Raw genomic sequence first — 24,605 nt, 5'->3', positions numbered from 1 at the left:
GCTGACCGGGCGGAGCTGACCCGGCCCGGTCGGCGCGAGGGATTCGCGCCGGCCGGGCCGGAACAACGTCAGGGACGCTGCGCGGGGGACTCGGTCTTCGCCGCGTCCCGCTCGACGATCGGCTCGACGATGTCGTCGATCGCCGTGAGCAGGTCGGCGTCGAGCTTCACCCCGGCGGCCTTCACGTTGTCGTGCACCTGCTCGGGGCGGGACGCGCCGATGATCGCCGACGAGACGTTCGGGTTCTGCAACACCCACGCCACGGCGAGCTGGGCCATGCTGAGCCCGGCCTGCTCGGCGAGGGGCTTGAGCTGCTGGACCCGGGTCAGCACGTCGTCGTTCATGAACCGGGAGATGAAGCCCGCGCCCGACTTCTCGTCGGTGGCCCGGGAACCGGCCGGCGGTGGCTGGCCCGGCAGGTACTTGCCGGAGAGTACGCCCTGCGCCATCGGCGACCAGACGATCTGCCCGATGCCCAGCTCCTCGCTGGCCGGCACGACCTCAGTCTCGATGACCCGCCAGAGCAGCGAGTACTGCGGCTGGTTGGACACCAGCGGCACGTGCAGCTCCCGGGCGAGCGGGTGAGCGGCGCGCAGCTGGGCGGCGGTCCACTCGGAGACGCCGATGTAGTGCGCCTTGCCGGAGTGGACGACGTCGGCGAACGCCTCCATCGTCTCCTCCAGCGGGGTGCTGTAGTCGTAGCGGTGGGCCTGGTAGAGGTCCACGTAGTCGGTGCGCAGTCGGCGCAGCGAGCCGTTGATCGACTCCATGATGTGCTTGCGGGACAGGCCACGGTCGTTGCGGCCGGGCCCGGTCGGCCAGTAGACCTTGGTGAAGATCTCCAGGCCCTCACGACGCTCGTTCTGCAACGCCCGGCCGAGCACGTCCTCGGCCCGGGTGCCGGCGTACACGTCGGCGGTGTCGAAGGTGGTGATCCCCGCGTCGAGAGCGGCCCGGACGCAGGCGAACGCCGCGTCCTCCTCGACCTGCGAACCGTGGGTGATCCAGTTGCCGTACGAGATCTCGCTGACCATCAGGCCGGAACGGCCCAGGTGTCGGAATTCCATGTACCGACCCTAGCCCCAGTGGATCAACACCGGCGACCGGCGACTCAGAGCACCGGGTTGGCGTCGGTGAGGAGCCGGTCGATCTCCTCCAGCACCTCGGCGCGATCGCGGTGCACCGGATCGATGAGCGGCACGCCGCGCCGGTCCAGCGCGCCCCACCGCCCGTTGTCGCTCTCGACCAGGAACGCCACCGGGTGGATGACCAGCATCGGGTGCGCCGGCGGGACCAGCACCGTGCCGGTGCGGTCCACCACGCCCCGCCGACCCGCCACGTCGACCACGGCGAGCCCCTCGTCGGTGAAACCGTCGATCTTCTGGCCGTCGGCCAACTCGGTGACGAAGCCGTGGTAGCGGGTGGGCACGATGACCCGACCGGTCCGGTCGACCGCTCCCCAACCCTCGCGCCGTACCGCGGCCAGCCCACGCCGGAACGGTCGTACCTCGGCGAAGTTCGGCGCGACCTGCACCGCCCCGGTCGCGTCGATCGCCGTCCAACCACCCTCGCCGACCACCCACGCCAGGCCGTCGCTGAACGGCTGCGCGGCCCGGAAGGACGGCGGGATCACCGTCGTACCGAGCAGGTTGATCAGCGACCAGCGGTCGGTGTCCGGCCGGCGGACCCAGGCCAACCCGTCGTGGAAGGGCTGCGCCTCGGCGTACCGGGCGGGGACGATCACGTCGCCGTCCTGGCTGGTGTAACCCCACAGCGACCCGTCCCGGTCCGGCAACGGGGGCCGGTCCCGGTCGAGCACCTCGTCCCGACCCCGGGGGTACGCCCCGAAGCCATCCGCCTCGGCCCGGACGGTGACCGCGTCGAGGGCGACCCGGACCCGTTCCAGCAGTTCGGCGTCGCCCGCGCCGCGCAGGTCGAGCGCCTTCTCGAAGTGCTCGCACGCCTCCATGAGCCGCCCCTGGTCGTAACACGACCGCCCGGCGTGCTCGTGCAGCGCGGCCCGTAGCCGGTCGGGCAACTCGACCGAGTTGGCCTGGGCGAAGAGCTGGTCGGCCTCGGCGAAGTTGCCACGCCAGCGCAGCACGTGGGCCAGCCGGGCCTGGGCCAGCGCGGTCCGGCGCAGCTCGCCGGTGGCCTCGGCGTAGGTGAGGGCGAGCCGACCGTCGGCCAGCGCGTCGTCCAGGTCGCCGAGGATCCGCGAGGCCACCGCCCGCAGGCTGAGCAGCCGGGCCCGGGCACGGTTGTCGACCGCCGAGCCCAACTTCTCGGTCAGCCGCCGACGGATGGCCCGCAGGTCGTCCGGCTCCGTCAGCTCCTCGCGCAGGGTGACCGGGTCCAACCGCCACCGGTACGCGGCCAGCACCTGCTCCGGGTCGCCCGGGTCGGCCAGCGACGGGCGGGTCACCACCGGCGGTGCTTCGTCGGGTGGCGCGGACACCTGCTCGTGCTCCCCGTCCCAGCCGCTCCTCGGGCCGGGTACGGCCGACGCTGGCGGCGCGGAGGCGGGTACGGCCGACGCTGGCGGCGCGGAGGCCGGCGCCACCGACGCTGGCGGTGCGGACGTCGGCGCTATCGACGCTGGCGGTCCGGAGACCGGCGCTGTGGCGGGCGGTGCTGTCGAGGCCGGTGGCGCGGAGGCGGGCTCTGCTGCGGGTGCCGGCGGTGCGGAGACCGGTGCTCCGGAGTACGGCTGTGCGGGCGCGGGTGGCGCGGATACGGGCGCTACGGAGTACTGCTGCGGTGAGGCGGGTGGTGCGGACACCGGAGCTGCGGTCGGTGCCGGCGGTGCGGAGACGGGCGCGGAGGAGAGGGGCGGCACGGAGACGGGTGCCGCGGGTGGCGCCGATACCGGCGGGGCCGGAGGGACGGAGACCGGCGTGACCGAGGCGGGCGGTGCGGAGGTCGGTGTGAGCGAGGCGGGCGGTGCGGAGGTCGGTGTGACCGAGGCCGGCGGTGCGGAGACCGGCGTGACCGAGACCGGCGGTGCGGAAAGCGGCGGTGCGGAGACGGGAGGTGCCGAGACGGGCGGGCTCGTGTCGTCCGCAGCCGTGACATGCGTCGCCGCGTCGCCCCGCCACTCGTCGGCTGGCGAGCCGTCCGCCGGGCTCGCGCTCGGGTCGTCGATCGCGTCCGTCGGCTCGGCCGGTGGCGCGAGTTCGTCCGTCGGGTCGTGCTCGACCGGATCGGTGTTCGCGCTGGGTGACGCGGCAAAGGGCTGCTGGTCGGCCTCGCCCTCGGCGTCGAGGTCGGCTTCGGTCCGCTGGTGGGGCATCGCGACGACAGGTACGCCGGAGACGGGCTGGTCGCCATCCACAGGGTCCGTGTCGAAGCCGGGCTGCGGGTCGTCGTCCAGGTCGTCCGCCCAGAGCCGCGGGGCACCGGAGACCGGGTGGGCGGGCGGCGCGGAGACCGGGGCGAACGCGTCGTCTGGTGCCGACCCGCTGGCGTGCTCGTCGGCCACACCGAGATGGGTGTCGGCCGCCGGCGTCGACACCTGCGCGTCCGGTGTCGCGGAGCGGTCGGGGTCGCCGGCCTCGTCGTCGATCTGGTCGAACGACCGCTGGTCCGTCGCAGGCTCGGCCTGGTCGGATTCGGCGGGCTGAGCGGGGCTGAACCACGCCTCCGGTCCGCGGGCACCCGGGACGTCGTCCGGCTCGTGAACGGGCGCCACCGGCTCTTCCGCGGGCGGCGGGGGTACGTAGCGGCGCGGCGTACCGGGGGCCGGCGGAAGCACCGGCTCGACCTCCGCCGCCGGTGGCTGCGGGGCCGCCGGGCTCGGGTCGGCCGGGGGCGGGTCGGACCGGGTCGCCGGCGGCGGTGCCTGCCAGGTGGGTGGCGGGGCCACCGACGGACGGGCGTCCGCCGTCGGTGCCAGTCGCTCCGGTGGGTACGGGCGCTGCTGCGCCGCCGGTCGATCCGGCGCGGCCGGTCGATCGGCGGGGTGCGGCCGCTCCGCCGGGGGCGAGCGGTCCGGGGAGGTCGGGCGGCGGTCGGTCGGTGGGGTGCCGGCCAACGGGTCGCCGACCCGACGGCGGTCCGGGCCCGGCTCCTCGCCGCGCCGCTGGTCCGCCGGACGGTCCCGGCTGTCCGGGCCGGGGTAACGCGGCGGCGGAGCGGGATGCGGTCCGGATGCCGGTGGCGGTTCGGCCAGCGGCCGGCGTCCCGATGCCGATGGGGCGTCCGAGCGCTCGTCGGCGCCGGGCGGGTCCACCGGCGCGGGCAGGTACTCCAACCGCAGGCGCGCGGCGGGTGGCCCCGAGACCGGCCGGTCGGAGGCGGGTGAGACCGGGACGGCTGACACCGGTCGGTCCCAGGCGGGGGAGACGGGTGCTGGCGACACCGGTCGTTCCGGGGAAGCGGGGGCGGCTGACACCGGTCGGTCCCAGCCGCGGCTGGTGGGGGAGTCGGGTGCTGGCGACACCGGTCGTTGCGGGGAGGCCGGGGCGGCTGACACCGGTCGGTCCCAAGCAGGGGAGACGGGTGCTGGCGACACGGGCCGCTCCGGGGAGACCGGCATGGCGCGGTCGGAGGCGGGCGGCGCCGTGGCGGCCGGGCGTACCTGTCGCTCGTCGTACCGTGCCGGAGTGGCCGCCGGGCGCTCGTCAGGCCGGGACGGCGTGGCCGCCGGCCGGTCGGGCCGGGCGGCTGGACGCGGCGACATGCCCGGGTCGGCGCCGCGGTACGGGTCGGCGCCGCGGTACGGGTCCGTGGTGCGGTGCGGGTCGGGGCTGCGGTACGGGTCGGGGCTGCCGTGTGGGTCGGTGCGGTGCGGGTCCGTGGTGCGGTGGCCGGGCTCCCGGGTGCGGTCCGAGGTGCGGTCCTGGCGCACCGGACCCGGTGCTGGCCAGGGCAGACTGCCGTCCGACCGTTGGCCAGGCTGCGGACGGGGCTCGCGGTACGCGTCCTCACGGGGTGCGTCGTCGCGGTACCCGTTGTCCCGGTACCCGTCCGGGCGGGCCTGCTCGCGGGGTCGCCGGTCCGGGTACGCCTCGGCGCGGGCCGCCGCCTCACGGGGCTGCTGCCGGTGCGGGTCGGTGTCGGGCCGCCGCCGGTCGTCGTCGAGGCGCGGTTGGTCGGTCAGGTCCGGCTCGGGGCGACGCCGTCGCCCACCGTTGGGTGAGGGTGCTGCGCCGATCCCCTCGTCCGCGCGGTAGCGCGGCTCCGGGCGGCGCAGGTCCTCTGCGGCCCGGTCCGGGTACCCGTCGGCGCGGTATCGCGTGCGGCCGTCCACTGATGCCCACGGGTCGACCCCGTCGGCGACGCGGCCGTCGGCGACGCGGCCGTCGGCGACGCGGCCGTCGGCGACGCGGCCGTCGTGGTCGCGGGTGGGTCGGACGCCGTACCCGTCGGCGGTGTGCCGTTCGTGACCAGCGGCGGGCCGTTCCGGCGTGCCGCGCCGACGTGGTGTGTCGTCCGGCTCGGGCACCCAGCCGGGTTCGGGTCGGGGCGCGGGGGAGACCGGCGGAGATCCCCGGTAACCCCGATCCCGCTCGGCGGGCTCCTGCCGGGGGCCGCGGCTGTCGTACCGCTCGGGGTTGGGCTGGTCCCGATGCCAGGCGGCTTCCCGAGCGGGACCTCGCTCGTCGGCGGGGCGTCGGTCGGACCAGGCGGTCCGTCGGTCCGACTCGGGCGAGCGGCGGTCGTCGCGGCGGGGTGGCTCGGGCAGCGGACGACGGTACGGCTCGTGGTCGTAGTGGCGGGAGTCAGCGCTGTCGGGCCGGCCGTAGGCGGACGCGTCGGCCGCGAGCTCGTCGCTGCGGAGTCGGCTGTAGGCCGACGCCTCGCCCGGCTCGTCGTCGGCCCAGGAACGGCCGTGAGGTGCCTGTTCCGCCGGTGGTTCGTCGGACCAGGACCGGCCGAGGTAGGTGCCGTCCGGGCGGGTGGGCGCCAGCGGCGGCACCTCGGCGCGACCGGACACCGTCGCGCGTCCGCGCGGTGGTGGCTGGTGCGGCATGCCGATGTCGCCGGCGTAACGCTGGCCGGGGAACTGGGGGTGCCACTCGGTGGTCGGCTCGACCACCCAGGACGGTTCGTTCGGGTCTGACCACCGGTCGGTGTAGCGGCCGTTCATCCGCCGAGCCCGTCGCCACACCCGGCCGCTCGGCCGATTCTCGCCGGGGGTGAGGTGTCCGCAGCCGCCGTCGGGTGACCGCTGGGCGTCCGGTCGCCGCCTGCCACGCCCCGGTGGCCGGCTCGCGTCCGCTCGCTCACGCGTTGTCACCTCGTTGCAAATTGTCGCGCTGGGGCCGCACGCGCCGGTCAGATCGCCGCTCCGGCAGGCCGTGGCTGCGGATGGAGGGTAACGGCGTGGGCTCGCTCACCGCCACTGTGGTGCCGCCCACCGGCGCAAACGTTATCCCATTGGTTTCGGACATTTGGTCCTATAAGCGAATCTGGACTCCGACCTTACCGCACTCAAGGATCACCTGGCTGCGGCGGTATCGCCCTCGTCGCTCAGGGGTGCTCCATGACGAGGACGGCGAACGTACCGGGAGCGAGCGCCTCGTAACGGTGCGGGGCGTCGCCGGGGAACGTGGCGTAGTCGCCGGGTTCGAGTTCGACAGGTGCCGCCTCGGGCCCCACCCGCAGCCGTCCGGCGGCGACCACCACGTGCTCGATACTGCGCGGGGTGTGTCCGGGCCCGGCCCGCACGGCGCCGGGCTCGAGCCTGATCAGGTAGACGTCCCGGCGCAGGTGCGCCGCACCGGCGCTGAGCAGCGTTCCGCTGAAGTCGGCCTGCTCCGAGCGGACGTGCGGCCCGTCCCCGGCCCGGATGACCCGTACGCCGTCGTCGACGGGCTCCACCAGCCGGCTGAACGGCACACCGAGGGCGACGCCCAGCGCCCAGAGTGTCTCCACACTCGGGTTTCCGGTGCCCGACTCCAGTTGGGAGAGGGTGGACTTGGCCACCCCCGCTCGGCGGGCCAGCTCGGTCAGCGAGATGCCGACCCGTTCCCGCTCCCGGCGTAGGGCGGCGGCGATGGTGGCCAGGGGGGCAGCCGGTTCCGAAGGCATGCCTTCGCTCCATTGGTCACATGTTCGGTCTGTCGAACAACGACCCGTTCAGCATGAAGAACGCACGACAAGATCCGCGCAGTTACGGCGAAACTGCTGCCTCGCAGATGTCTGAGGCAGCAGTTTCGCTGATGGTGCGAGGATCGTGGAGCTGTGGGACGGCCCGCCCGCCGGTCAGACCTTGTCGCCCAGCTTGACCTGGGGCGCCGGAGCGCGCATCCGGCGGAAGGTGATCGACCGCATGACCGCGTAGAGGAAGAGCGAGCCCATCCGCTGGTCGGTCTTCGGGAAGCGCTCCCGGACCAACTTGCTGATCTTGCGGCAGATCAGCACCGAGTCGACGACCACACCCAGCGCCAGCGCTCCCCAGAGCACGTTGGAGATCAGCCGGACCACCGGCGGCATGGCGGCGTTCGAGCCGACCAGCACGATCAGCGCGCCGCCGAAGAACCAGGTGCCGACGGTACGCCGGGAGTCGACCACGTTGCGGGCCAGCAGCCGCTCCGGGCCACGGTCGCGGGGGCCACCCTCGCGGCGGAACTCCGACGCCGCCTCGGCGCGCAGTTGCCGGCGGCGCTCCCGCTCCTCCTCCTTGGTGAGGGGACGCGTGGGGCCGGCCGGCCGACGGCCGACGGTCGGCCGCTTGGGCGTCTCCCGACCCTTGGCCGGGGTGTAACCCCGGGAACGCTCAGCGGTCTCCTCGGGGGTCACCGAGGTGACGGCCTCGTCGACGAGGTCGGTGGACTTGCGGCGAAAGAGCGACGGCACGCGGCAAGGGTAGCCAACGGTCCGCGCCCGGTGCACATCGCGGTACAGCGACCGACGGCTCCAGGTCGCAGCGCGACCTGGAGCCGTCGTAGCCGAACGATGGGTGAGCGACGTTACGGACGCTCGGCGTGCGCGCCCAGGTCGGCGAGCTTCGCCTCGAAGTCCTCGTAGCCCCGGTTGATCAGGTCCACGCCGTACACCCGGGAGGTGCCCTCGGCCGCGAGCGCCGCGATCAGGTGGCTGAACCCGGCCCGCAGGTCCGGGATGACCAGGTCGGCGGCGTGCAGCTTGCTCGGCCCGGCGATCACGGCGGAGTGCTTGAAGTTGCGCCGGCCGAAGCGGCACGGGGTGCCGCCGAGGCAGTCCCGGTAGACCTGGATGTTGGCGCCCATCGAGTTGAGCGCCTCGGTGTAGCCCAACCGCTGCTCGTAGACCGTCTCGTGGACGATCGACAGGCCGCGCGCCTGGGTCAGCGCCACGACCAGCGGCTGCTGCCAGTCGGTCATGAAGCCGGGGTGCACGTCGGTCTCCAGCGCCACCGCGTTCAGCTCGCCACCCGGGTGCCAGAAGCGGATGCCGCCCTCCTGACCCGGGTCGCCCAGCTTCGGCGCGCGGGCGTCGGTGACCTCGTACTCGCCGCCGACCGAGCGGAAGATGTTCAGGAAGGTCATCATGTCGGCCTGCTGAGCGCCCAGCACCTCGACGTGACCACGGGTGGCCAGGGCGGCGGCCGCCCAGCTCGCCGCCTCGATCCGGTCCGGGATCGGCCGGTGCGTGTAGCCGTGCAGCTTGGGCACGCCCTGAATCTCGATCACCCGGTCGGTGTGGACCTTGATGATCGCGCCCATCTTCTGCAGGATGCAGATCAGGTCGATGATCTCCGGCTCCACCGCGGCGTTACGCAGCTCGGTGACGCCCTCGGCCATCACGGCGGTCAGCAGCACCTGCTCGGTGGCACCGACGCTCGGGTACGGCAGGGCGAACTTGGTGCCGTGCAGCCCGTTCGGCGCGGACAGGTGCAACCCCTCGGGCCGCTTCTCGACAGTCGCTCCGAACTCGCGCAGCGCCTGAAGGTGGAAGTCGATCGGACGCGGGCCGATGTGGCAGCCGCCCAGATCCGGGATGAACGCGTGCCCGAGGCGGTGCAGCAGCGGGCCGCAGAACAGGATCGGGATCCGGCTGGAACCGGCGTGCACGTTGATCTGGTCGGTGCTGGCGCTCTCCACGTTCGCCGGGTCGAAGACGAGCTCGCCGTCCTCGGTGCCGTCGGTGACCTTGACGCCGTGCAGGCCGAGCAGACCTCGCACCACCTCGACATCGCGGATCTTCGGCACGTCGAACAGCCGGCTCGGGCTGTCGCCGAGCAACGCGGCGACCATCGCCTTCGAAACGAGGTTCTTCGCGCCGCGCACGCGGATCCGCCCTTCGAGCGGAGTACCTCCGTGCACAACCAGGACGTCGTCGGTCAACGCAACCTCCAGCGCGTCGGTGCTGCTGTGTTGATGGTGGGGTGCCTGAACGTCCTCGCTACCCCGGATGCGGCCACATCGAAACGGCTCGCGTGTGTCGTCGCTTGGGCAGCATAGCCCTCGGTGACGAAAAAGGACTCGGTCACATCGGCGTGTGTGGCATTAATCGGTGATCCGGCACTTTTGCGTACCAAGAGCGCTACGGATCGTGATCAGGACACCGTCGGCGGCGGGGTGTCCGCGCCGGGCAACGCGAGCATCTGATCAAGCGCCACCCGGGCGTGGTGCGCGGTGTCGGCATCCACCGTGATCTGGTTGACCACCCGGCCCGCTACCAGCTCCTCCAGGGCCCAGACCAGGTGCGGCAGATCGATCCGGTTCATCGTCGAGCAGTAGCAGACGGCCTTGTCCAGGAACATGATCTGCTTGTCCGGGTGCGCCAGGGCGAGCCGGCGGACCAGGTTCAGCTCGGTGCCGAGCGCCCACGCCGAGCCGGCCGGAGCCGCCTCGATGGTCTTGATGATGTATTCGGTGGACCCGACGTAGTCGGAGGCCGTGACCACCTCGTGCCGGCACTCCGGGTGGACCAGGACGTTGACCCCTGGCACCCGCTCCCGTACGTCGTTGACGCTCTCCAGGGTGAACCGGCCGTGCACCGAGCAGTGCCCCCGCCACAGGATCATCTTGGCGTCGCGCAGCTGCTCCGGGGTGAGCCCGCCACCGGGCTTGTGCGGGTCGTAGAGCACGCAGTCGTCCAGCGACAGGCCCATCTCCAGCACCGCGGTGTTACGGCCCAGGTGCTGATCCGGCAGGAAGAGCACCTTCGACCCCTGCTCGAAGGCCCAGTCCAGGGCGCGCTTGGCGTTGGACGAGGTGCAGACCACGCCGCCGTTGCGGCCCACGAAACCCTTGATGTCAGCCGAGGAGTTCATGTACGTCACCGGGACCGTGTCGCCGGCGATGCCCAGCTCGGTCAGCGTGTCCCACGCGGCCTCGACCTGGCCCAGCACGGCCATGTCGGCCATCGAGCAACCCGCCGCGAGGTCCGGCAGGATCACCCGCTGGGTGCTCGTGGTGAGGATGTCCGCGCTCTCGGCCATGAAGTGCACGCCGCAGAAGACGATGTACTCCGCGTCCGGGCGGGCCGCGGCCTCCCGGGCCAGCTTGAACGAGTCGCCCGTCACATCGGCGAACTGGATCACCTCGTCGCGCTGGTAGTGGTGCCCCAGCACGAAGACCTTGCTGCCCAGCTTCGCCTTCGCGGCGGTGGCACGGGCCACCAGATCCGGATCGCTGGGCGCCGGCAGGTCGCCCGGACACTCGACACCGCGCTCGGTGTCGGGGTCACTGCCCCGGCCGAGCAGCAGCAGAGCCGTCGCCGTGTTGGAGGGTTCCACCCAGGTCGAAGTCACGTAGCCCATGGTCCCACAGCGCGAGCGCGACGCAGCCTCGCTCGGTGTGGGCTGCCACACTGCTCGGCATGCGCGTGCTGCTCTGCCCGGACAAGTTCGCCGGCACCCTGTCCGCACCGGAGGTGGCCGCCGCCGTCGCCGCCGGTTGGCGCACCGTCACCGACGGAGACGATCTGCTGATCCGACCGCTCGCCGACGGCGGACCGGGCTTCGTGGAGGTGCTCGCCGAGGCCCTCGGTGGCCGGCGGGTGCCGGTGTCGACGGTCGATCCGCTGGGCCGGCCGGCGGCCGGTGAGATCCTGCTCACCGCCGACGGCTCGACCGCCTACCTGGAGAGCGCGCAGGCGTGCGGGCTGCACCTGCTCTCCCCGGCCGAGCGCGACCCGAAGACCACCACCTCGTACGGGCTGGGTCTGTTGGTGGCCGCCGCGGTGGAGAGCGGTGCCCGCACCGTGGTGATCGGGCTGGGTGGCTCCGGCACCAACGACGCTGGCGCCGGAATGCTCGCCGCGCTGGGCGTGACCCCCCTCGACCAGGGCGGCGCCGCTCTGCCGTACGGCGGGGCGGCGCTCGCCGCCGTCGACGCGCTGGACGGCGCGCCCCGGCTGCGTGGCGTCCGGCTGGTCGCGGCCACCGACGTGGACAACCCCCTGCTCGGCCTGCACGGCGCCAGCAACGTGTTCGGCCCGCAGAAGGGCGCCGACCGCTCCGACGTGTTACTGCTCGACGCGGCCCTGGAGCGTTTCGCGGCGGTGCTGGAAGAGGACCTGGCCGGCTGCCCGGCGGGGCTCGGCGCGCTGCCCGGGGGCGGAGCCGCCGGCGGTATCGGCGCGGCGCTCCTCGCCCTGGGCGGCGACTGCGAGTCGGGGATCGGCCTGGTCACCCGGGCCACCCGCCTCGACGCCGCGCTGGACACCGCCGACCTGGTGATCACCGGCGAGGGGTCGTTCGACCACCAGTCGCTGCGTGGCAAGGTCGTCGCCGGTGTGGCCGGCGCCGCCCGCGACCGGGGGGTGCCCTGCGTGGTGGTGGCCGGGCAGGTGAGCACCGGCCGGCGGGAGGCCGCCTCGGCCGGGGTGACCGACGCGTACAGCCTGGTGGAGCACTTCGGCGGCGAGGAGCGCGGCGGGCTCGACGCGGCGCTGAGCCGGCCCGCCGAGGGGCTGCGCGAGCTGGGGGCCCGGCTGGCCCGGCAGTGGAGCCGCTGAACGTCCCGGCCGCCCGCGTGCGCCCGCCCCGACCGGGGGCGACCTGCGGCGGGGGTCACGCCACGCGGGTGGGCCCGGCCAAGGCGGCGTACGATCGGTTGAGGACCACAACCGGGAATCACTGGACGACGCGCGACGTTGGCCAGTGCGTCCGGACCCAAACCGCGCAGGGAGACTTCCACGTGACCACGCCAGCGCAGACCGAGTCGACCGAGGCCAAGGCCCCTACTTCCGTCGTCCTCACCGACGTCGCAGCGCAGAAGGTCAAGGCCCTGATCGAGCAGGAGGGCCGCGACGACCTGCGGCTCCGCGTCGCCGTGCAGCCGGGCGGCTGCTCCGGCCTGCGGTACCAGCTCTTCTTCGACGAGCGTTCGCTCGACGGTGACGTCGTGACCGACTTCGGTGGTGTCGAGGTCGTCGTCGACCGGATGAGCGCCCCGTACCTTTCCGGCGCGACGATCGACTTCGCCGACCGGATCGACGCCCAGGGCTTCACCATCGACAACCCCAACGCGGGCAGCTCCTGCGCCTGCGGTGACTCGTTCAACTGAGTCACACCACACATCAGCGACGATGGGGCCGTTCTTCGGGACGGCCCCATCGCCGTACCGGTCGGCTGTCGCACCGGTCCCGAAGCGGGCCGTGGCGGGCTGGTTGCCGGTGTCCGACCGAGCGGTGACCATCGCGTTGCCGTCCCGGTAGGCTGACCGCGCCCTGCTCCCGACCCTGAGGGTTGACATGAAGATCGCCGTCACCGGCTCGATCGCCACCGATCACCTGATGAGCTTCCCCGGTCGCTTCGCCGACCAGCTCATCGCCGATCAACTGCACAAGGTGTCCCTCTCCTTCCTGGTGGACGACCTGGTGCTCCGCCGCGGCGGCGTGGCGGCGAACATCTCCTTCGGGATGGGTCAGCTCGGGCTGCGCCCGGTGCTGCTCGGCGCGGTCGGCGCCGACTTCGCCGACTACCGCTCCTGGCTTGAGCGCCACGGTGTGGACTGCGACTCGGTGCACATCAGCGAGGTGGCGCACACCGCCCGCTTCGTCTGCACGACCGACACCGACATGTGCCAGATCGCGTCGTTCTACGCCGGTGCGATGAGCGAGGCCCGCAACATCGAGCTCGCCCCGGTCGCCGACCGGCTCGGCGGTCTGGACCTGGTGCTGGTCGGCGCGAACGACCCCGAGGCGATGCTGCGCCACTCGGCCGAGTGCCGCACCCGCGGGTACGCCTTCGCCGCCGACCCGTCCCAGCAGCTCGCCCGGATGCCCGGCGAGGACGTGGTGGCGCTGATCGAAGGCGCCGAGTACCTGATGACCAACGACTACGAGAAGTCGCTGCTGCAGAGCAAGGCGCAGCTCAGCGACGACCAACTGCTGGACCTGGTCAAGGTGCGGGTCACCACGCTGGGCAAGCACGGTGTGGAGATCGCCGGGCGCGGCATCGACCCGATCCACGTACCGATCGCGCGGGAGATCCGGGCGGTCGACCCGACCGGCGTCGGCGACGGCTTCCGGGCCGGCTTCTTCACCGCGCTCTCCTGGGGCCTGGGCCTGGAACGCGCCGCCCAGGTCGGCTCGCTGCTGGCCACGCTGGTCCTGGAGACCGTCGGCACCCAGGAGTACGACGTCCGCCGCGACCTGTTCGTCAAGCGCCTCGCCGAGTCCTACGGTGACGCCGCGGCAGAAGAGGTCCGCCCCCATCTCCTCCCGGCCTAACCGCCCCGCCCTCAGCCCTCGCCCCGGCACTCGCGCCTCGCCCCGCGGCCTTCAGCCCCGGCCCCGGCCCTCGCCACTCGGCCTGTGGCCTTCGGCCTTCGGCCCTGCCCCTCGCCCCCGCGATCTTGCACTTCCTGTCGCCTTTTCGCGGCTTCTGCGCACGTTTGTCCCCGCAGAAACTGCAAGATCGCGAGGGTGAGGTAGGGCGGGGTGTAGGGACGGGGCCTCAGCCCGCGCCGCCCGCCTCTGTCCGGTCGATCATGGAGTTGTGGCGGGCGGATAGCCCATTCATGTGGCTTTTGTCCACCACCACAACTCCATGATCGACGCGGGGTGCCGGGGTGCGGGGTGCCGGGGTGCCGGGGTGTGTGGGGGAGCGGGGTAGGGGCGCAGGGTAGGGGTGCGGCGGGGGGTGGGGTTACTGGGTTCGGCGGATGTCGTAGGCGGGGCCGTCCGGGCCGGTGACCGAGCCGAGGAACTCCTGGCCGCGCATCCGGCACCAAGCGGGTATGTCGACCGCCGCTGCCGGGTCGTCGGCCAGCACCCGGACCACAGTGCCGACCGGGACCTCGGGCATCCGTCGGGCCGCAGCGATCACCGGCAGCGGGCAGCGTTGCCCCCGGCAGTCGATCACCTCGTCGGGCGTCGTCACAGCCCCACCACCCCGGCCTCGGCGCGCAGCCCGGCGACGATCCCCGGCAGCTCGGTCAGGAACCGCTCCACGTCCGCCTCGGTCGTCTCCCGGTGCAGGCTGACCCGCACGTTGCCATGCGAGAGCACCCCCATCGCCTCCAACACGTGCGACGGACGCAACGTGGACGACGTGCAGGACGAACCGGACGACACGGCGAAGCCCCGCCGGTCCAGGGCGTGCAGCAACGCCTCCCCGTCCACGTACAGGCAGGAGAAGGTGACCAGGTGCGGGAGCCGGAGCACCGGATCGCCGACCACCTCCACGTCGGGCACCTCCGCCGCGACCCGTTCCCGGACCCGGTCCACCAGGGCGGTCAACCGGGTCGCCTCGGCCGCCGCGTCGGCCGCCGCCGCCCGCAGGCTCGCCGCCGCCGCCACGACCGCCGGCAGATTCACCACCCCGGGGGTACGTCCGCTCTCCCGCTCGTCGGCCGGCCAGGGTGACTCCCAGCGAGTGCCCTTGCGGACCGCCAGTACCCCCACGCCGGGCGGCCCACCCCACTTGTGGGCGCTCGCCGTCAGCACCGACCAGCCGGCCGGCAGAGGCACTCGGCCCACCGACTGTGCCGCGTCCACGTACAGCGGCACACCCACGTCGGCGCAGGCCGCAGCCGCCTCGGCGACCGGCTGCACCGTCCCCACCTCGTGACTGGCACTGATCAACGCGGCCAGCGCGACCCCTGGGGCCCGAACGGCGGTCGACCACGCGGTCAGGTCCAGCCGGCCCAACCGGTCGACCGGCACCGCGGCGGCCGTCCCGCCAGCGCCGACGTGCCGTTCCGCAGCGTGCAGCACCGCCGAGTGCTCGATCGCCGAGTGCACCAGCGTCGAACCGACCCGGCGTCGCCCCGCCAGGCCGCCGAGGACGGCGCCGTGGGCCGCGGTCGTACCACTGGGGGTGAAGGAGACCTCATCGGCGCGGACGCCGAGCGTCACCGCGGTGGCCTCGCGGGCGGCGTCGAGCAGTTGCCGGGCCCGGCGGGACTGCGAATACAGCTTGCTCGGATCGGCCCAGCCGTCGTCGAGCGCGGCCAGCAGAGCCTGCCGCGCGACCGGATGCATCGGCGCGGCGGTCGCCGCGTCCAGGTAGACCGGGGATGCGCTCACAGACCTGCCTTCGTTCGCGGCTGCGGGGCTCGCGACCCCGGCTCACTCCTCGCGCTCACAGACCAAGACGCTATCGCGGCGGTATGCCTAGGATCCCCCCGATGGGGGTCGGACAGTGACCCCACCACGGCCGAGTCCGTCATGGTCGAGTAATCTGCGACCGTCGGTGACGCCTTTGCCGCGGGTGCTGAGGAAAGACGCACCGCGGCGCGCTAGGGAGGCAGGACCAGGTGGTCGCAAGGAGTTCGGAGGTACGGCCGTCGGCCGTACGGCACAGCGCTTCCCCAGGGGTTGGTGGACGCCGGGGGCGTGGTGCTGGTCGCCTGGCCGGGCTCGGTCTCGGTGGCGTGGCGTTGCTGGTTCTGCTCACGGGCTGTGACGTCGGTCAGGCGTTCCACGGCTTCGGCTGGCCGCAGGGCGGCATCTCGCCGGAGTCCAAGCGGATGTACGACCTGTGGATCGCCTCCTGCATCGCCGCGCTCGCGGTCGGCGTCTTCGTGTGGGGCCTGATCTTCTGGTGCGTCGTGCGCTACCGCAAGCGTGGCAACGCGCTGCCGGTGCAGACCCGCTACAACATGCCGATGGAGTTCCTCTACACCATCGCGCCGATCCTGATCGTCTCCGTGCTCTTCTACTACACGGCGATCGTGCAGACCGACGTCGACAAGTTGTCGAAGAACCCGGACGTCACGGTCGAGGTCGTCGCGTTCAAGTGGAACTGGCAGTTCAACTACCGGGACGGCCAGGGCACGGAAGCCCGCACCACCGCGTCGACGCTCGGCACCAGCGAGGTCATCCCGGTGCTGGTGCTGCCGACCAACCGGTCCATCCGGTTCGAGGAGACCAGCCGCGACGTCATCCACTCGTTCTGGGTGCCGGAGCTGCTCTTCAAGCGGGACGTCATGCCGGGCAAGATCCGCAACGTGTTCGAGGTCTCGAGCCTGGACGCCGAGGGTGCCTACGTCGGGCGCTGCGCCGAACTGTGCGGCAGCTACCACGCGTTCATGAACTTCGAGCTGCGGGTGGTCTCGCCGGAGAAGTACGACCAGTTCCTCGCGGCCAAGCAGAGCGGCAAGTCCACCCAGGATGCGCTGTCGGCGATCGGTGAGCAGCCGTACGCGACGACCACGCAGCCGTTCGACACGCGGCGGACGCAGGACAACTTCAACCCGGACGACGTTCCGGCCCGCACGGGAAGCTGAGGCAGCCGCATGAAGACCGAGTGGCGTATCTTCCTGATCATCGCCGGGTTCCTCTTCGGCGCCACCATCCTCTACGGTGCCTGGACGAACGGTGCGTCGGGCGGCATCGAGTGGGTCGGCACCGTCGCCCTGCTGCTGTCGTTCCTGCTCTGCTCGATGTGCGGTGGCTTCTTCTGGTTCGTCTCCCGCCGCATCGACCTGCGCCCGGAGGACCGTCCGGACGCCGAGATCGCCGACGGCGCTGGTGAGGTCGGCTTCTTCAGCCCGGGCAGCTACTGGCCGTTCGGTCTGGCGCTGGCCGCCGCGATCGCCGCGCTCGGCCTGGTGTTCTGGCAGTACTGGCTGATTGGTGCCGGCCTGCTGGCCGTCGTCTTCTCCGCCTGTGGGCTCCTGTTCGAGTACTACAGCGGCACCCGGCGTACCGCCGAGCACTGACCCACCCGGTCGCCGTCACGACCGACCCGGCATGACGAAGGCCCGTTCCCCGAGTGGGGGAGCGGGCCTTCGGTCATGCGCCACCCCGCCCGGGGTGGGCCTGCGCTGCTGCGGTCGGGGGGTGACTGCGGTCAGGCGGCGCGGCGGTGGGCGGGCTGGCGGCGGCGGGCGGCCAACCGGGTGACCGGGACGGCGAACGCGCTGACCACCACGGCGGCGCCGCAGCCGGTGCAGATCAGCTCGGGACAGTCGGTGCCGTGGCCGTCGACGCAGGGCGGCGGCTCGAACGGCGCCACGCCCTCACAGACGTCGCAGTAGAGATCGCGGTGCGACACGGGCGTCTCCTCTCACGTCAGGCGAACCGCCCCCGGATGCGACGGCGACGCACCGACGGCAGCAGAAAACTACTCAGCTGTAGTTTCCCAGACGGGTCCGACAAATCTCCGCGCACCGTCGTCCGCTCGCCGGCATCCGGGCGTGATCCACTCGACTTCGATGACGTCGGGGCATTGGAGCGGCCCTGACACCACGGATTCAAGGAATCCGAGGTGATCACGCCCAAGACTCCGCCTGCGGACGGCGCCGCCGGGTCCGGTGGTGCTGAGGTCAGGCGGCGGCGTTGGCGGTGGCGATCCAGCGGTCCAGGGTGGCGGCGGCCGCGCCGGAGTCGATCGACTCGGCGGCACGGGCCAGGCCGGCGCGCAGCGCCTCGGTCAGGTCACCGTCCAGCGGCCCCTGGGTGGCCAGCGCCGCCGCCGCGTTGACCAGCACCGCGTCCCGGACCGGGCCCTTCTCGCCGGCCAGCAGGCGACGAGCCACGCCCGCGTTGTACGCGGCGTCACCGCCGCGCAGGTCCGCCAGGGTGGACCGGGGTACCCCCAGGTCCGTCGCGTCCAGCACGACCTCGCGTACGGTGCCGCCCTGGGCCGCCCAGATCCGGGTGGGGGCGGCGGTGGTGAACTCGTCCAGCCCGTCCTCGCCGCGCATCACGATCGCCGAGTCGCCGCGGGCCGCGAACACGCTGGCCATGACCGGGGCCATCCGCAGGTCGAAGCAGCCGACCGCGCCGGCCCGGGGGCGGGCCGGGTTGGTCAGCGGGCCGAGGAAGTTGAAGAAGGTGGGCACGCCCACCTCGCGGCGGACCGGGCCGGCGTGCCGCATCCCGGGGTGGAAGCGGGCCGCGAAGCAGAACCCGATGCCGGCCTCCTCGACACAGCGGGCGACCTGCTCCGGGCCGAGATCCAGCGGGATGCCGAGGAACTCCAGCAGGTCGGCGGTGCCGCACAGGGAGGAGGCGGCCCGGTTGCCGTGCTTCACGACACGGACGCCCGTGCCGGCGACCACCAGCGCCGTCATCGTGGAGATGTTCACCGTGTGGGCGAGGTCACCGCCGGTGCCCACCACGTCGAGCGCGGTGCGGCGCAGCTCCTCGGGGAGCGCCACCGGGACCGCGCGACCGAGCATCGCCTCCACCAGGCCGGCCAGCTCGGCGGGCGTCTCACCCTTGGCCCGCAGCGCCACGGCGAACGCGGCGATCTGCGCCGCGCTCGCCGAGCCGGTCATGATCTCGTCCATCGCCCAGGCGGTGTCGGCGGTGGAGAGTTCGTCACCGCGCAGCAGCGCGTTGAGCAGGTGCGGCCAGGTCCGATCGCCCATGGCGGGCCTCCCGAGCATGCGAAGTGCGGGTGGGCTGGAACCGGCGCCGACGAGATCCGGCGCCGTGGGGGTGCCGGAGGAGCGGGGGACGTCAGGCGGGTGCGTGCGTCCGCAGCAGCTCGGCCACCGTGCCGCCGGTGGTCACCGGGTCGAGCGGGTGCACCAGCGTCGCGTCGACCTCGGCGTACGCGGCGAGCCATCGGTCCGCGGCGCGGGCGATCACCAGGCAGGTCGGGGGAGCGTCGTCCCAGTCGTCCTTGACCTGCCGGGCGATGCCGATGCCGCCGCCCGGGCTCGCCTCACCGTCGAGCAGCAGCAGGTCGATCTCGTAGTCGTCGACCAGCCGGATGGTCTCCGCGTAGGTCGACGCCTCGACGAACTCGATCTGCAGACCGGGAGCGGGCCGGGTGCCGACGGCCATCCGCATCCGATCACGGACCTGCGGGTCGTCGCTGTAGAGCAACACGGTGCAAAGACGATCGGTCATGCCGGAACTCCCACCTCGTAGCTGCCCGCAGATCGTACCGGTCGGCGTGACGTAGCCGACATCCCGCCCGACGTCGCGCGCCGGGCGTACCGTCCGGGCAGCTCAGGCGGGCGCGGCGTCGGCGGCGCGTTCGCGGGCCTCCTGGCGGTCCAGCTCGCGGTCCACCCGCCGGGCCTCCCGCTCGGACTGCTTGACCCACTGCACCACCAGCACCGCGAGCATGGTCACACTGACGAATTCGCCACCGGCCCAGAGGATGCCGCCGGCGACCACCTGGTCCTGCCACGGGTCGGACCAACTGAGGTTGAGCGACGGGTACCAGTCGCCGCCGAAGAGCGTGCTGCTCTGCATGATGGTGAGGCCGAGCACTGTGTGGAAGGGCACGGAGAGCAGCATCAGCAGCGCACGCGCCGGGTACGGCCAGCGGCCGGGCAGCGGGTCGAGGCCGAGCAGCGGCCAGAAGAACACGCAGCCGGTCATGATGAAGTGCGCGTGCACCAGCTCGTGCGCCCAGGCGTGTTCGAGGGTGTAGCGGTACAGGTCACTGAAGTACAGCACGAACGGGTTGACCACGAAGATGGCGAACGCCACCAGCGGGAAGCTGTAGACCCGGGCGACACGGCTGTGCACGATCGCGAGCAGACGCTTGCGCGGCCCGACCGGCAGGGTGCGCAGGGCCAGGGTCATCGGTGCGCCCAGGGCCAGGAAGATCGGCGCCACCATGGACAGCACCATGTGCTGGATCATGTGTACGGACAGCAGCGCGGTGTCGTACGCGTGCAGTCCGCTGACCGTGACGAGCGCGATGCCACCCAGGCCGGGGCCGAGGAAGAACACGGTACGGGTGATCGGCCAGCTGTCGCCGCGTAGGCGCAGCCGGTACACCCCGTAGAGGTACAGGCCGGCGGCGAGCACCAGGCCGAGGGCCAGCCAGCTGTCCAGCCGGGTCTCGGTCAGCACCGCGCCGACGGTGAACGGCGGCGGGGCCGAGGTGGCGGCGAAGATCGGATCGACGTGCAGCACGCTTTTCAGGCTAGGCCAGGCGAACCGGACCCTGACGCTCGGGCCACGGAAGGCGCAGGTTTGCCACCCCGCTGATCGGCGGCCCCGGTCAGGGGCAATAATGACGGCGTGACTGCGGCCCCAGCCATTGACAAGAGCCGGATCCACTCTCTGACCCGACCAAACATGGTCAGCGTCGGGACGATCGTGTGGCTCTCCAGTGAACTCATGTTCTTCGCGGCGTTGTTCGCGATGTACTTCTCCATCCGCGCGGCTGCGCCGGAGCAATGGGAGAAGCACACCGAAGCGCTGAACATCCCGTACGCGACCACCTTCACGGTGATCCTGGTGCTGTCCTCGGTGACGTGCCAGCTCGGCGTCTTCGCGGCGGAAAAGGGTGACGTGCACGCGCTGCGGCGCTGGTTCACCGTCACCTTCGTGATGGGCCTGATCTTCGTCCTCGGCCAGCTGAACGAGTACCGGCACCTGGTCGCCGACGGCATCAAGATCAACGAAGACGGGTACGGGTCGGTGTTCTACCTGACCACCGGCTTCCACGGCCTGCACGTGACCGGCGGTCTGATCGCCTTCATCATCTTCATGGTCCGTACGACCATGGGCCGGTTCACTCCGGCGCAGGCGACCTCGGCGATCGTCGTGTCGTACTACTGGCACTTCGTCGACGTCGTGTGGATCGGGCTGTACGCCATGATCTACTGGCTCCAGTGATCTTGCGCGTCACATTCCGCGCTGCTGCTCCGTCCCCTGAGACAGGTCCAACCGGTTAAGGACACCGCTCATGACTTCTGACAACGACCGCCGACGCGGTCTGCTCGCGCGGTTGCGCGAGCGGCCCGCCGCGCGCAGCAGGGGCCGCCGCCGGCTGGGCGCCGCGGTCCGGCTGATCGCCGCGTTGATGCTCGCCGGTGGCGCGTACACCGTCTTCGCCCCGGGCGCCCAGGCGCAGGACAACCCGCAGCTGACCGGCGCCGCCGCCGAGGGCAAGGCGCTGTTCGACGTGAGCTGCGTGACCTGCCACGGCCGCAACGCCCAGGGGGTCGAGGGCCGCGGGCCGAGCCTGATCGGCGTCGGCGCGGCATCGGTCGAGTTCCAGGTCAGCTCCGGGCGGATGCCGCTGGCCCGCCAGGAGGCCCAGGCGCACCGCAAGCCCCCGGTCTTCACCGACGAGCAGACCCGTCAGCTGGCCCAGTACATCCAGGAGCTTGGCGGCGGCCCGGTCGTGCCCGAGGGCGACGACCTTCGCGAGGACGGCAACATCGCCGCCGGCGGTGAGCTGTTCCGGATCAACTGCTCGCAGTGCCACGCCTTCGGTGGCGGCGGTGGTGCGCTCTCCTCGGGCAAGTTCGCCCCGAGCCTGCACCCCGCGACCGACCGCCAGATCTACGCGGCGATGTTGAGCGGCCCGCAGAACATGCCGGTGTTCGGCGACAACCAGCTCCGGCCGGAGCAGAAGGCCGACATCATCGCCTACATCCAGGAGACGCTGAAGCACGACCAGGACCCGGGTGGGTTCAACCTCGGACGGTACGGCCCGTCCACCGAGGGTTTGGCGATCTTCCTGGTCGGCATCGTCGCGCTCGTCTTCGCCAGCCTGTGGATCGCGGGTAAGTCGTGATCGAGCAGGCCATCCGATTCAGTGCTGTGGTGCCGCTCGGCGCCACCCGTAGCGAGGTGACGGCATGAGCACCCACCCCGAGCACCAGGCCTCACAGGGCCCGGAGCCGCTCGACGTGAACGACCCCAGGCTCACCAGGTTCGACATCGTTCGTGAGGGCGCTCGTCGGGACGACATCGAGATCGTCCACTACGAGCCGCAGGTGCTGCCGGGCACCAAGGCGGAGCGTCGGCTGACCCGGGTGGTCGCCGGCTTCTTCCTGATCACCGGCCTGGCCGCGACCGCCTTCCTGGCCATCTACATCTGGTGGCCGTGGCAGTACGAGGCGGGCCGGGGCGGCGACAAGTTCTACACCCCGCTGCTCGGCTTCACCCTCGGCGTAGCCCTGCTCGCCGTCGGCTTCGGCATCCTGACCTGGGGCAAGAAGTTGCTGCCCAAGGAGGTCTCGATCCAGGACCGGCACGAGGGCCAGGTGGACTCCGAAGGCCGCACCATCACCGGCCAGACCATGCTCTACATGGCGGACGAGCTGGGCGTGAAGCGTCGCCCCCTGCTCGGCATCTCGCTGCTGGCCGGCCTCGCGCCGGTCGCCGCGGTCGCCGCGGCGCCGCTGGTCGGCGGCCTGATCTCGCAGCCGCACAAGAACAACCAGATGTTCACCACCGGGTTCGCCACGCCCGAGGGCGGCCAGCGGATCCGCCTGGTCCGCGAGGACGGCCGGCCGATCCGCCCGGCGGACATCAGCACCGGTGGGCAGCTGACCGTCTTCCCCGGCATCGACCACGGCGTGAGCAACAAGCACGCCGACTCGCCGACGCTGCTGATCCACCTCCGCGACTCGGACGCGCAGGAGTCGCGCCGGGCCAACGAGAAGGTTGGCCACGGCGACTACATGTGGGGCAACTACGCGGCGTTCTCCAAGATCTGCACGCACGCGGGATGCCCGGCCAGCCTGTACGAGCAGCAGACCAACCGGCTGCTCTGCCCGTGCCACCAGTCCCAGTTCCTGATCACCGACAACGCCCGGCCAGTCTTCGGCCCCGCCAGCCGGCGGCTGCCGCAGCTGCCGATCGAGGTGGACTCCGAGGGCTTCTTCGTGGCGAAGTCCGACTTCACCGAGACCGTCGGGCCTGATTTCTGGGAGCGGCCATGAAGCGTCGAAAGTTTGACCTTGCGGCGACGCCGGGCAAGGCAGCGGTGGGAGTGGACGACCGCTTCCAGGTGGCCACCCCGCTGCGCAAGCTGCTGAACAAGGTCTTCCCGGACCACTGGTCCTTCCTGCTCGGCGAGATCGCGCTGTTCTCGTTCGTCGTGCTGCTGCTGACCGGTGTGTTCCTCACCTTCTTCTTCGAGCCGGCGATGACCGAGGTGGTCTACGACGGCAGCTACGCGCCATTGCAGGGCACCCCGATGTCCGCCGCGTACGCCTCCAGCCTGGACATCTCGTTCGATGTCCGGGGCGGTCTGGTGATGCGGCAGATGCACCACTGGTCGGCGCTGCTGTTCATGGCTGCGATCGTCGTGCACATGCTGCGGGTCTTCTTCACCGGCGCCTTCCGCAAGCCGCGTGAGACCAACTGGATCATCGGTTCGCTACTGTTCTGGGTGGGCTTCCTGGCCGGCTTCAGCGGCTACTCGCTGCCGGACGACGGCCTGTCCGGCACCGGTCTGCGGATCGCCTCGGCGATCATGCTGTCCATCCCGGTCGTCGGCTCCTGGGTCACCTCGTCGATCTTCGGCGGCGAGTTCCCCGGCACGATCATCATCAGCCGGTTCTTCATCGCCCACGTGCTGCTCATCCCGGGTCTGCTGGTCGCGCTGATCAGCGTCCACCTGGGTCTGGTCTTCAAGCAGAAGCACACCCAGTGGCCCGGCCCTGGCCGGACGAACAACAACGTGGTCGGCGAGCGGATGTTCCCGCGGTACGCGCTGAAGCAGGGCGGCTTCTTCATGGTCGTCTTCGGCGTTATCGCGCTGATGGGCGGTCTGTTCCAGATCAACCCGATCTGGTTGTTCGGCCCGTACGAGGCGTGGGTGGTCTCGGCCGCCAGCCAGCCCGACTGGTACGTCATGTTCCTCGACGGGTCGACCCGACTCATGCCGGCCTGGGAAATCAACATCCCGCTCGGCGACGGGTACGTCATCCCGCCGCTGTTCTGGCCGACTGTCGTGCTGCCCGGCATCCTGGTGGGCCTGTCGACGATGTACCCGTTCCTGGAAGCCCGGCACCTCAAGGACCGCAAGAGCCACAACCTGCTCCAGCGGCCTCGGGACGCTCCGGCCCGGACCGCCGTCGGCGCCATGGCCGTCTCGTTCTACATCGTGCTGACGCTCTCCGGCGCCAACGACGTGATCGCTGACAAGTTCCAGATCAGCTTGAACGCGATGACCTGGGCGGGCCGCATCGGCCTGCTGGTGGTCCCGCCGCTGGCGTACTACGTCACCTACCGGCTCTGCCTGGGTCTCCAGCAGCACGACCGGGAGGTGCTCGCGCACGGCGTGGAGACCGGCATCATCCGGCGCCTGCCGGACGGCCGGTTCGTCGAGGTGCACCAGCCGCTCAGCGCGTCCAACGGGCACGCGGACGGTCACGGTCAACTCGACTACGTCGGCTGGGTCGTACCCAAGAAGATGAACCGGCTGGGGGCCCTCGGCCCGGCCATCCGGGGCTTCTTCTACCCGATCGAGAAGCCGGTCGAGGCACCGGTCTCGCCGGGGCACCCGCCGGTCGAGGCCCGACCCGAGCGCGAGGAGATCGGCAGCGGCGAGAGCCGCC

Annotated in this window: 21 protein-coding genes; 9 read left to right on the top strand and 12 right to left on the bottom strand. The window is 71.9% G+C overall.

The features are described from left to right. Positions 1–68 precede the first annotated feature (68 nt). The 6 genes from AB0B48_RS18545 to nadA all read right to left on the bottom strand — a co-directional run bounded on the left by AB0B48_RS18545 (position 69) and on the right by nadA (position 10,684). Complete coding sequence (locus tag AB0B48_RS18545; protein WP_355007754.1) at positions 69–1,067, bottom strand: aldo/keto reductase family protein; 999 nt, start codon at positions 1,065–1,067, stop codon at positions 69–71. A 44-nt stretch (positions 1,068–1,111) separates the two neighbouring features. Beyond that, the gene (locus AB0B48_RS18540; RefSeq protein WP_357202865.1) at positions 1,112–6,091 is read right to left on the bottom strand and encodes a WG repeat-containing protein; all 4,980 of its coding nucleotides are present in this window, start codon (positions 6,089–6,091) and stop codon (positions 1,112–1,114) included. A 383-nt stretch (positions 6,092–6,474) separates the two neighbouring features. After that, a complete protein-coding gene (locus tag AB0B48_RS18535; RefSeq protein WP_357202862.1) occupies positions 6,475–7,035 on the bottom strand; it encodes an XRE family transcriptional regulator in 561 nt (186 codons plus the stop codon). A gap of 174 nt (positions 7,036–7,209) precedes the next feature. After that, on the bottom strand, positions 7,210–7,803 hold the full coding sequence (locus AB0B48_RS18530) for a DUF3043 domain-containing protein (RefSeq protein ID WP_355007751.1): 594 nt from the start codon (positions 7,801–7,803) through the stop codon (positions 7,210–7,212). A gap of 113 nt (positions 7,804–7,916) precedes the next feature. Further along, a complete protein-coding gene (gene murA / locus AB0B48_RS18525) occupies positions 7,917–9,272 on the bottom strand; it encodes a UDP-N-acetylglucosamine 1-carboxyvinyltransferase (RefSeq protein WP_110564159.1) in 1,356 nt (451 codons plus the stop codon). A 212-nt stretch (positions 9,273–9,484) separates the two neighbouring features. Next, positions 9,485–10,684, bottom strand: a complete 1,200-nt coding sequence (gene nadA / locus AB0B48_RS18520; protein ID WP_357202858.1) for a quinolinate synthase NadA — start codon at positions 10,682–10,684, stop codon at positions 9,485–9,487. 68 nt (positions 10,685–10,752) lie between these two features. Between nadA and AB0B48_RS18515 the strand changes: the two genes are divergently transcribed. The 3 genes from AB0B48_RS18515 (at position 10,753) to AB0B48_RS18505 (ending at position 13,611) form a co-directional block, all read left to right on the top strand. Further along, positions 10,753–11,892: a glycerate kinase gene (locus AB0B48_RS18515; protein WP_357202871.1), complete on the top strand. Its 1,140-nt coding sequence runs from the start codon at positions 10,753–10,755 to the stop codon at positions 11,890–11,892. A gap of 182 nt (positions 11,893–12,074) precedes the next feature. Beyond that, a complete protein-coding gene (erpA, locus tag AB0B48_RS18510; protein WP_091407494.1) occupies positions 12,075–12,443 on the top strand; it encodes an iron-sulfur cluster insertion protein ErpA in 369 nt (122 codons plus the stop codon). A 187-nt stretch (positions 12,444–12,630) separates the two neighbouring features. Then, positions 12,631–13,611 carry a carbohydrate kinase family protein gene (locus AB0B48_RS18505; protein WP_355007749.1) on the top strand — a complete coding sequence of 327 codons (981 nt, stop codon included), beginning with the start codon at positions 12,631–12,633 and terminating at the stop codon, positions 13,609–13,611. 418 nt (positions 13,612–14,029) lie between these two features. Here AB0B48_RS18505 and AB0B48_RS18500 read toward each other — a convergent pair whose 3' ends face one another. Further along, complete coding sequence (locus AB0B48_RS18500) at positions 14,030–14,263, bottom strand: sulfurtransferase TusA family protein (protein ID WP_357202854.1); 234 nt, start codon at positions 14,261–14,263, stop codon at positions 14,030–14,032. Further along, the gene (locus tag AB0B48_RS18495) at positions 14,260–15,411 is read right to left on the bottom strand and encodes an aminotransferase class V-fold PLP-dependent enzyme (protein ID WP_357202851.1); all 1,152 of its coding nucleotides are present in this window, start codon (positions 15,409–15,411) and stop codon (positions 14,260–14,262) included. The genes AB0B48_RS18500 and AB0B48_RS18495 overlap by 4 nt, the downstream gene beginning before the upstream one ends. Positions 15,412–15,641: 230 nt before the next feature. Here AB0B48_RS18495 and coxB point away from each other — a divergent pair, with 230 nt between their 5' ends. Together coxB and AB0B48_RS18485 are read left to right on the top strand one after the other, a co-directional pair. Further along, positions 15,642–16,613, top strand: coding sequence for a cytochrome c oxidase subunit II (gene coxB / locus AB0B48_RS18490; RefSeq protein WP_357202848.1), 972 nt, complete (start codon positions 15,642–15,644; stop codon positions 16,611–16,613). 9 nt (positions 16,614–16,622) lie between these two features. Continuing rightward, positions 16,623–17,048 carry a cytochrome c oxidase subunit 4 gene (locus AB0B48_RS18485; protein ID WP_355007746.1) on the top strand — a complete coding sequence of 142 codons (426 nt, stop codon included), beginning with the start codon at positions 16,623–16,625 and terminating at the stop codon, positions 17,046–17,048. Between the two features lie 131 nt (positions 17,049–17,179). Here the strand turns inward: AB0B48_RS18485 and AB0B48_RS18480 are convergent, their stop codons facing one another. The 4 genes from AB0B48_RS18480 to AB0B48_RS18465 all read right to left on the bottom strand — a co-directional run bounded on the left by AB0B48_RS18480 (position 17,180) and on the right by AB0B48_RS18465 (position 20,223). Further along, entirely contained in the window at positions 17,180–17,383 is a 204-nt protein-coding gene (locus AB0B48_RS18480; RefSeq protein WP_357202844.1) for a hypothetical protein, read from the bottom strand. A 271-nt stretch (positions 17,384–17,654) separates the two neighbouring features. After that, on the bottom strand, positions 17,655–18,704 hold the full coding sequence (trpD, locus tag AB0B48_RS18475) for an anthranilate phosphoribosyltransferase (protein ID WP_357202841.1): 1,050 nt from the start codon (positions 18,702–18,704) through the stop codon (positions 17,655–17,657). 91 nt (positions 18,705–18,795) lie between these two features. Beyond that, positions 18,796–19,191: a hypothetical protein gene (locus tag AB0B48_RS18470; RefSeq protein ID WP_357202838.1), complete on the bottom strand. Its 396-nt coding sequence runs from the start codon at positions 19,189–19,191 to the stop codon at positions 18,796–18,798. A 102-nt stretch (positions 19,192–19,293) separates the two neighbouring features. Beyond that, positions 19,294–20,223: a cytochrome c oxidase assembly protein gene (locus AB0B48_RS18465; protein ID WP_357202868.1), complete on the bottom strand. Its 930-nt coding sequence runs from the start codon at positions 20,221–20,223 to the stop codon at positions 19,294–19,296. 99 nt (positions 20,224–20,322) lie between these two features. Here AB0B48_RS18465 and AB0B48_RS18460 point away from each other — a divergent pair, with 99 nt between their 5' ends. From AB0B48_RS18460 to AB0B48_RS18445, 4 genes are all read left to right on the top strand, one after another. Further along, the gene (locus tag AB0B48_RS18460; protein WP_112582810.1) at positions 20,323–20,922 is read left to right on the top strand and encodes a heme-copper oxidase subunit III; all 600 of its coding nucleotides are present in this window, start codon (positions 20,323–20,325) and stop codon (positions 20,920–20,922) included. Positions 20,923–20,992: 70 nt separating this feature from the next. Beyond that, positions 20,993–21,829 carry a cytochrome c gene (locus tag AB0B48_RS18455; protein ID WP_091407516.1) on the top strand — a complete coding sequence of 279 codons (837 nt, stop codon included), beginning with the start codon at positions 20,993–20,995 and terminating at the stop codon, positions 21,827–21,829. A 64-nt stretch (positions 21,830–21,893) separates the two neighbouring features. Continuing rightward, complete coding sequence (locus AB0B48_RS18450; RefSeq protein ID WP_357202834.1) at positions 21,894–22,982, top strand: Rieske 2Fe-2S domain-containing protein; 1,089 nt, start codon at positions 21,894–21,896, stop codon at positions 22,980–22,982. Next, positions 22,979–24,605 (top strand): cytochrome b N-terminal domain-containing protein (locus AB0B48_RS18445; protein WP_357202831.1); only part of this gene is annotated, 1,627 nt, incomplete at its 3' end. The genes AB0B48_RS18450 and AB0B48_RS18445, both read left to right, overlap by 4 nt.

The organism is Micromonospora sp. NPDC049089, assembly GCF_040648775.1.
In the GTDB taxonomy this organism is placed as follows: Bacteria; Actinomycetota; Actinomycetes; order Mycobacteriales; family Micromonosporaceae; genus Micromonospora.
The sequence above is the reverse complement of the archived record's forward strand: the minus strand, read 5'-3'. Positions and strand labels throughout refer to the sequence as shown.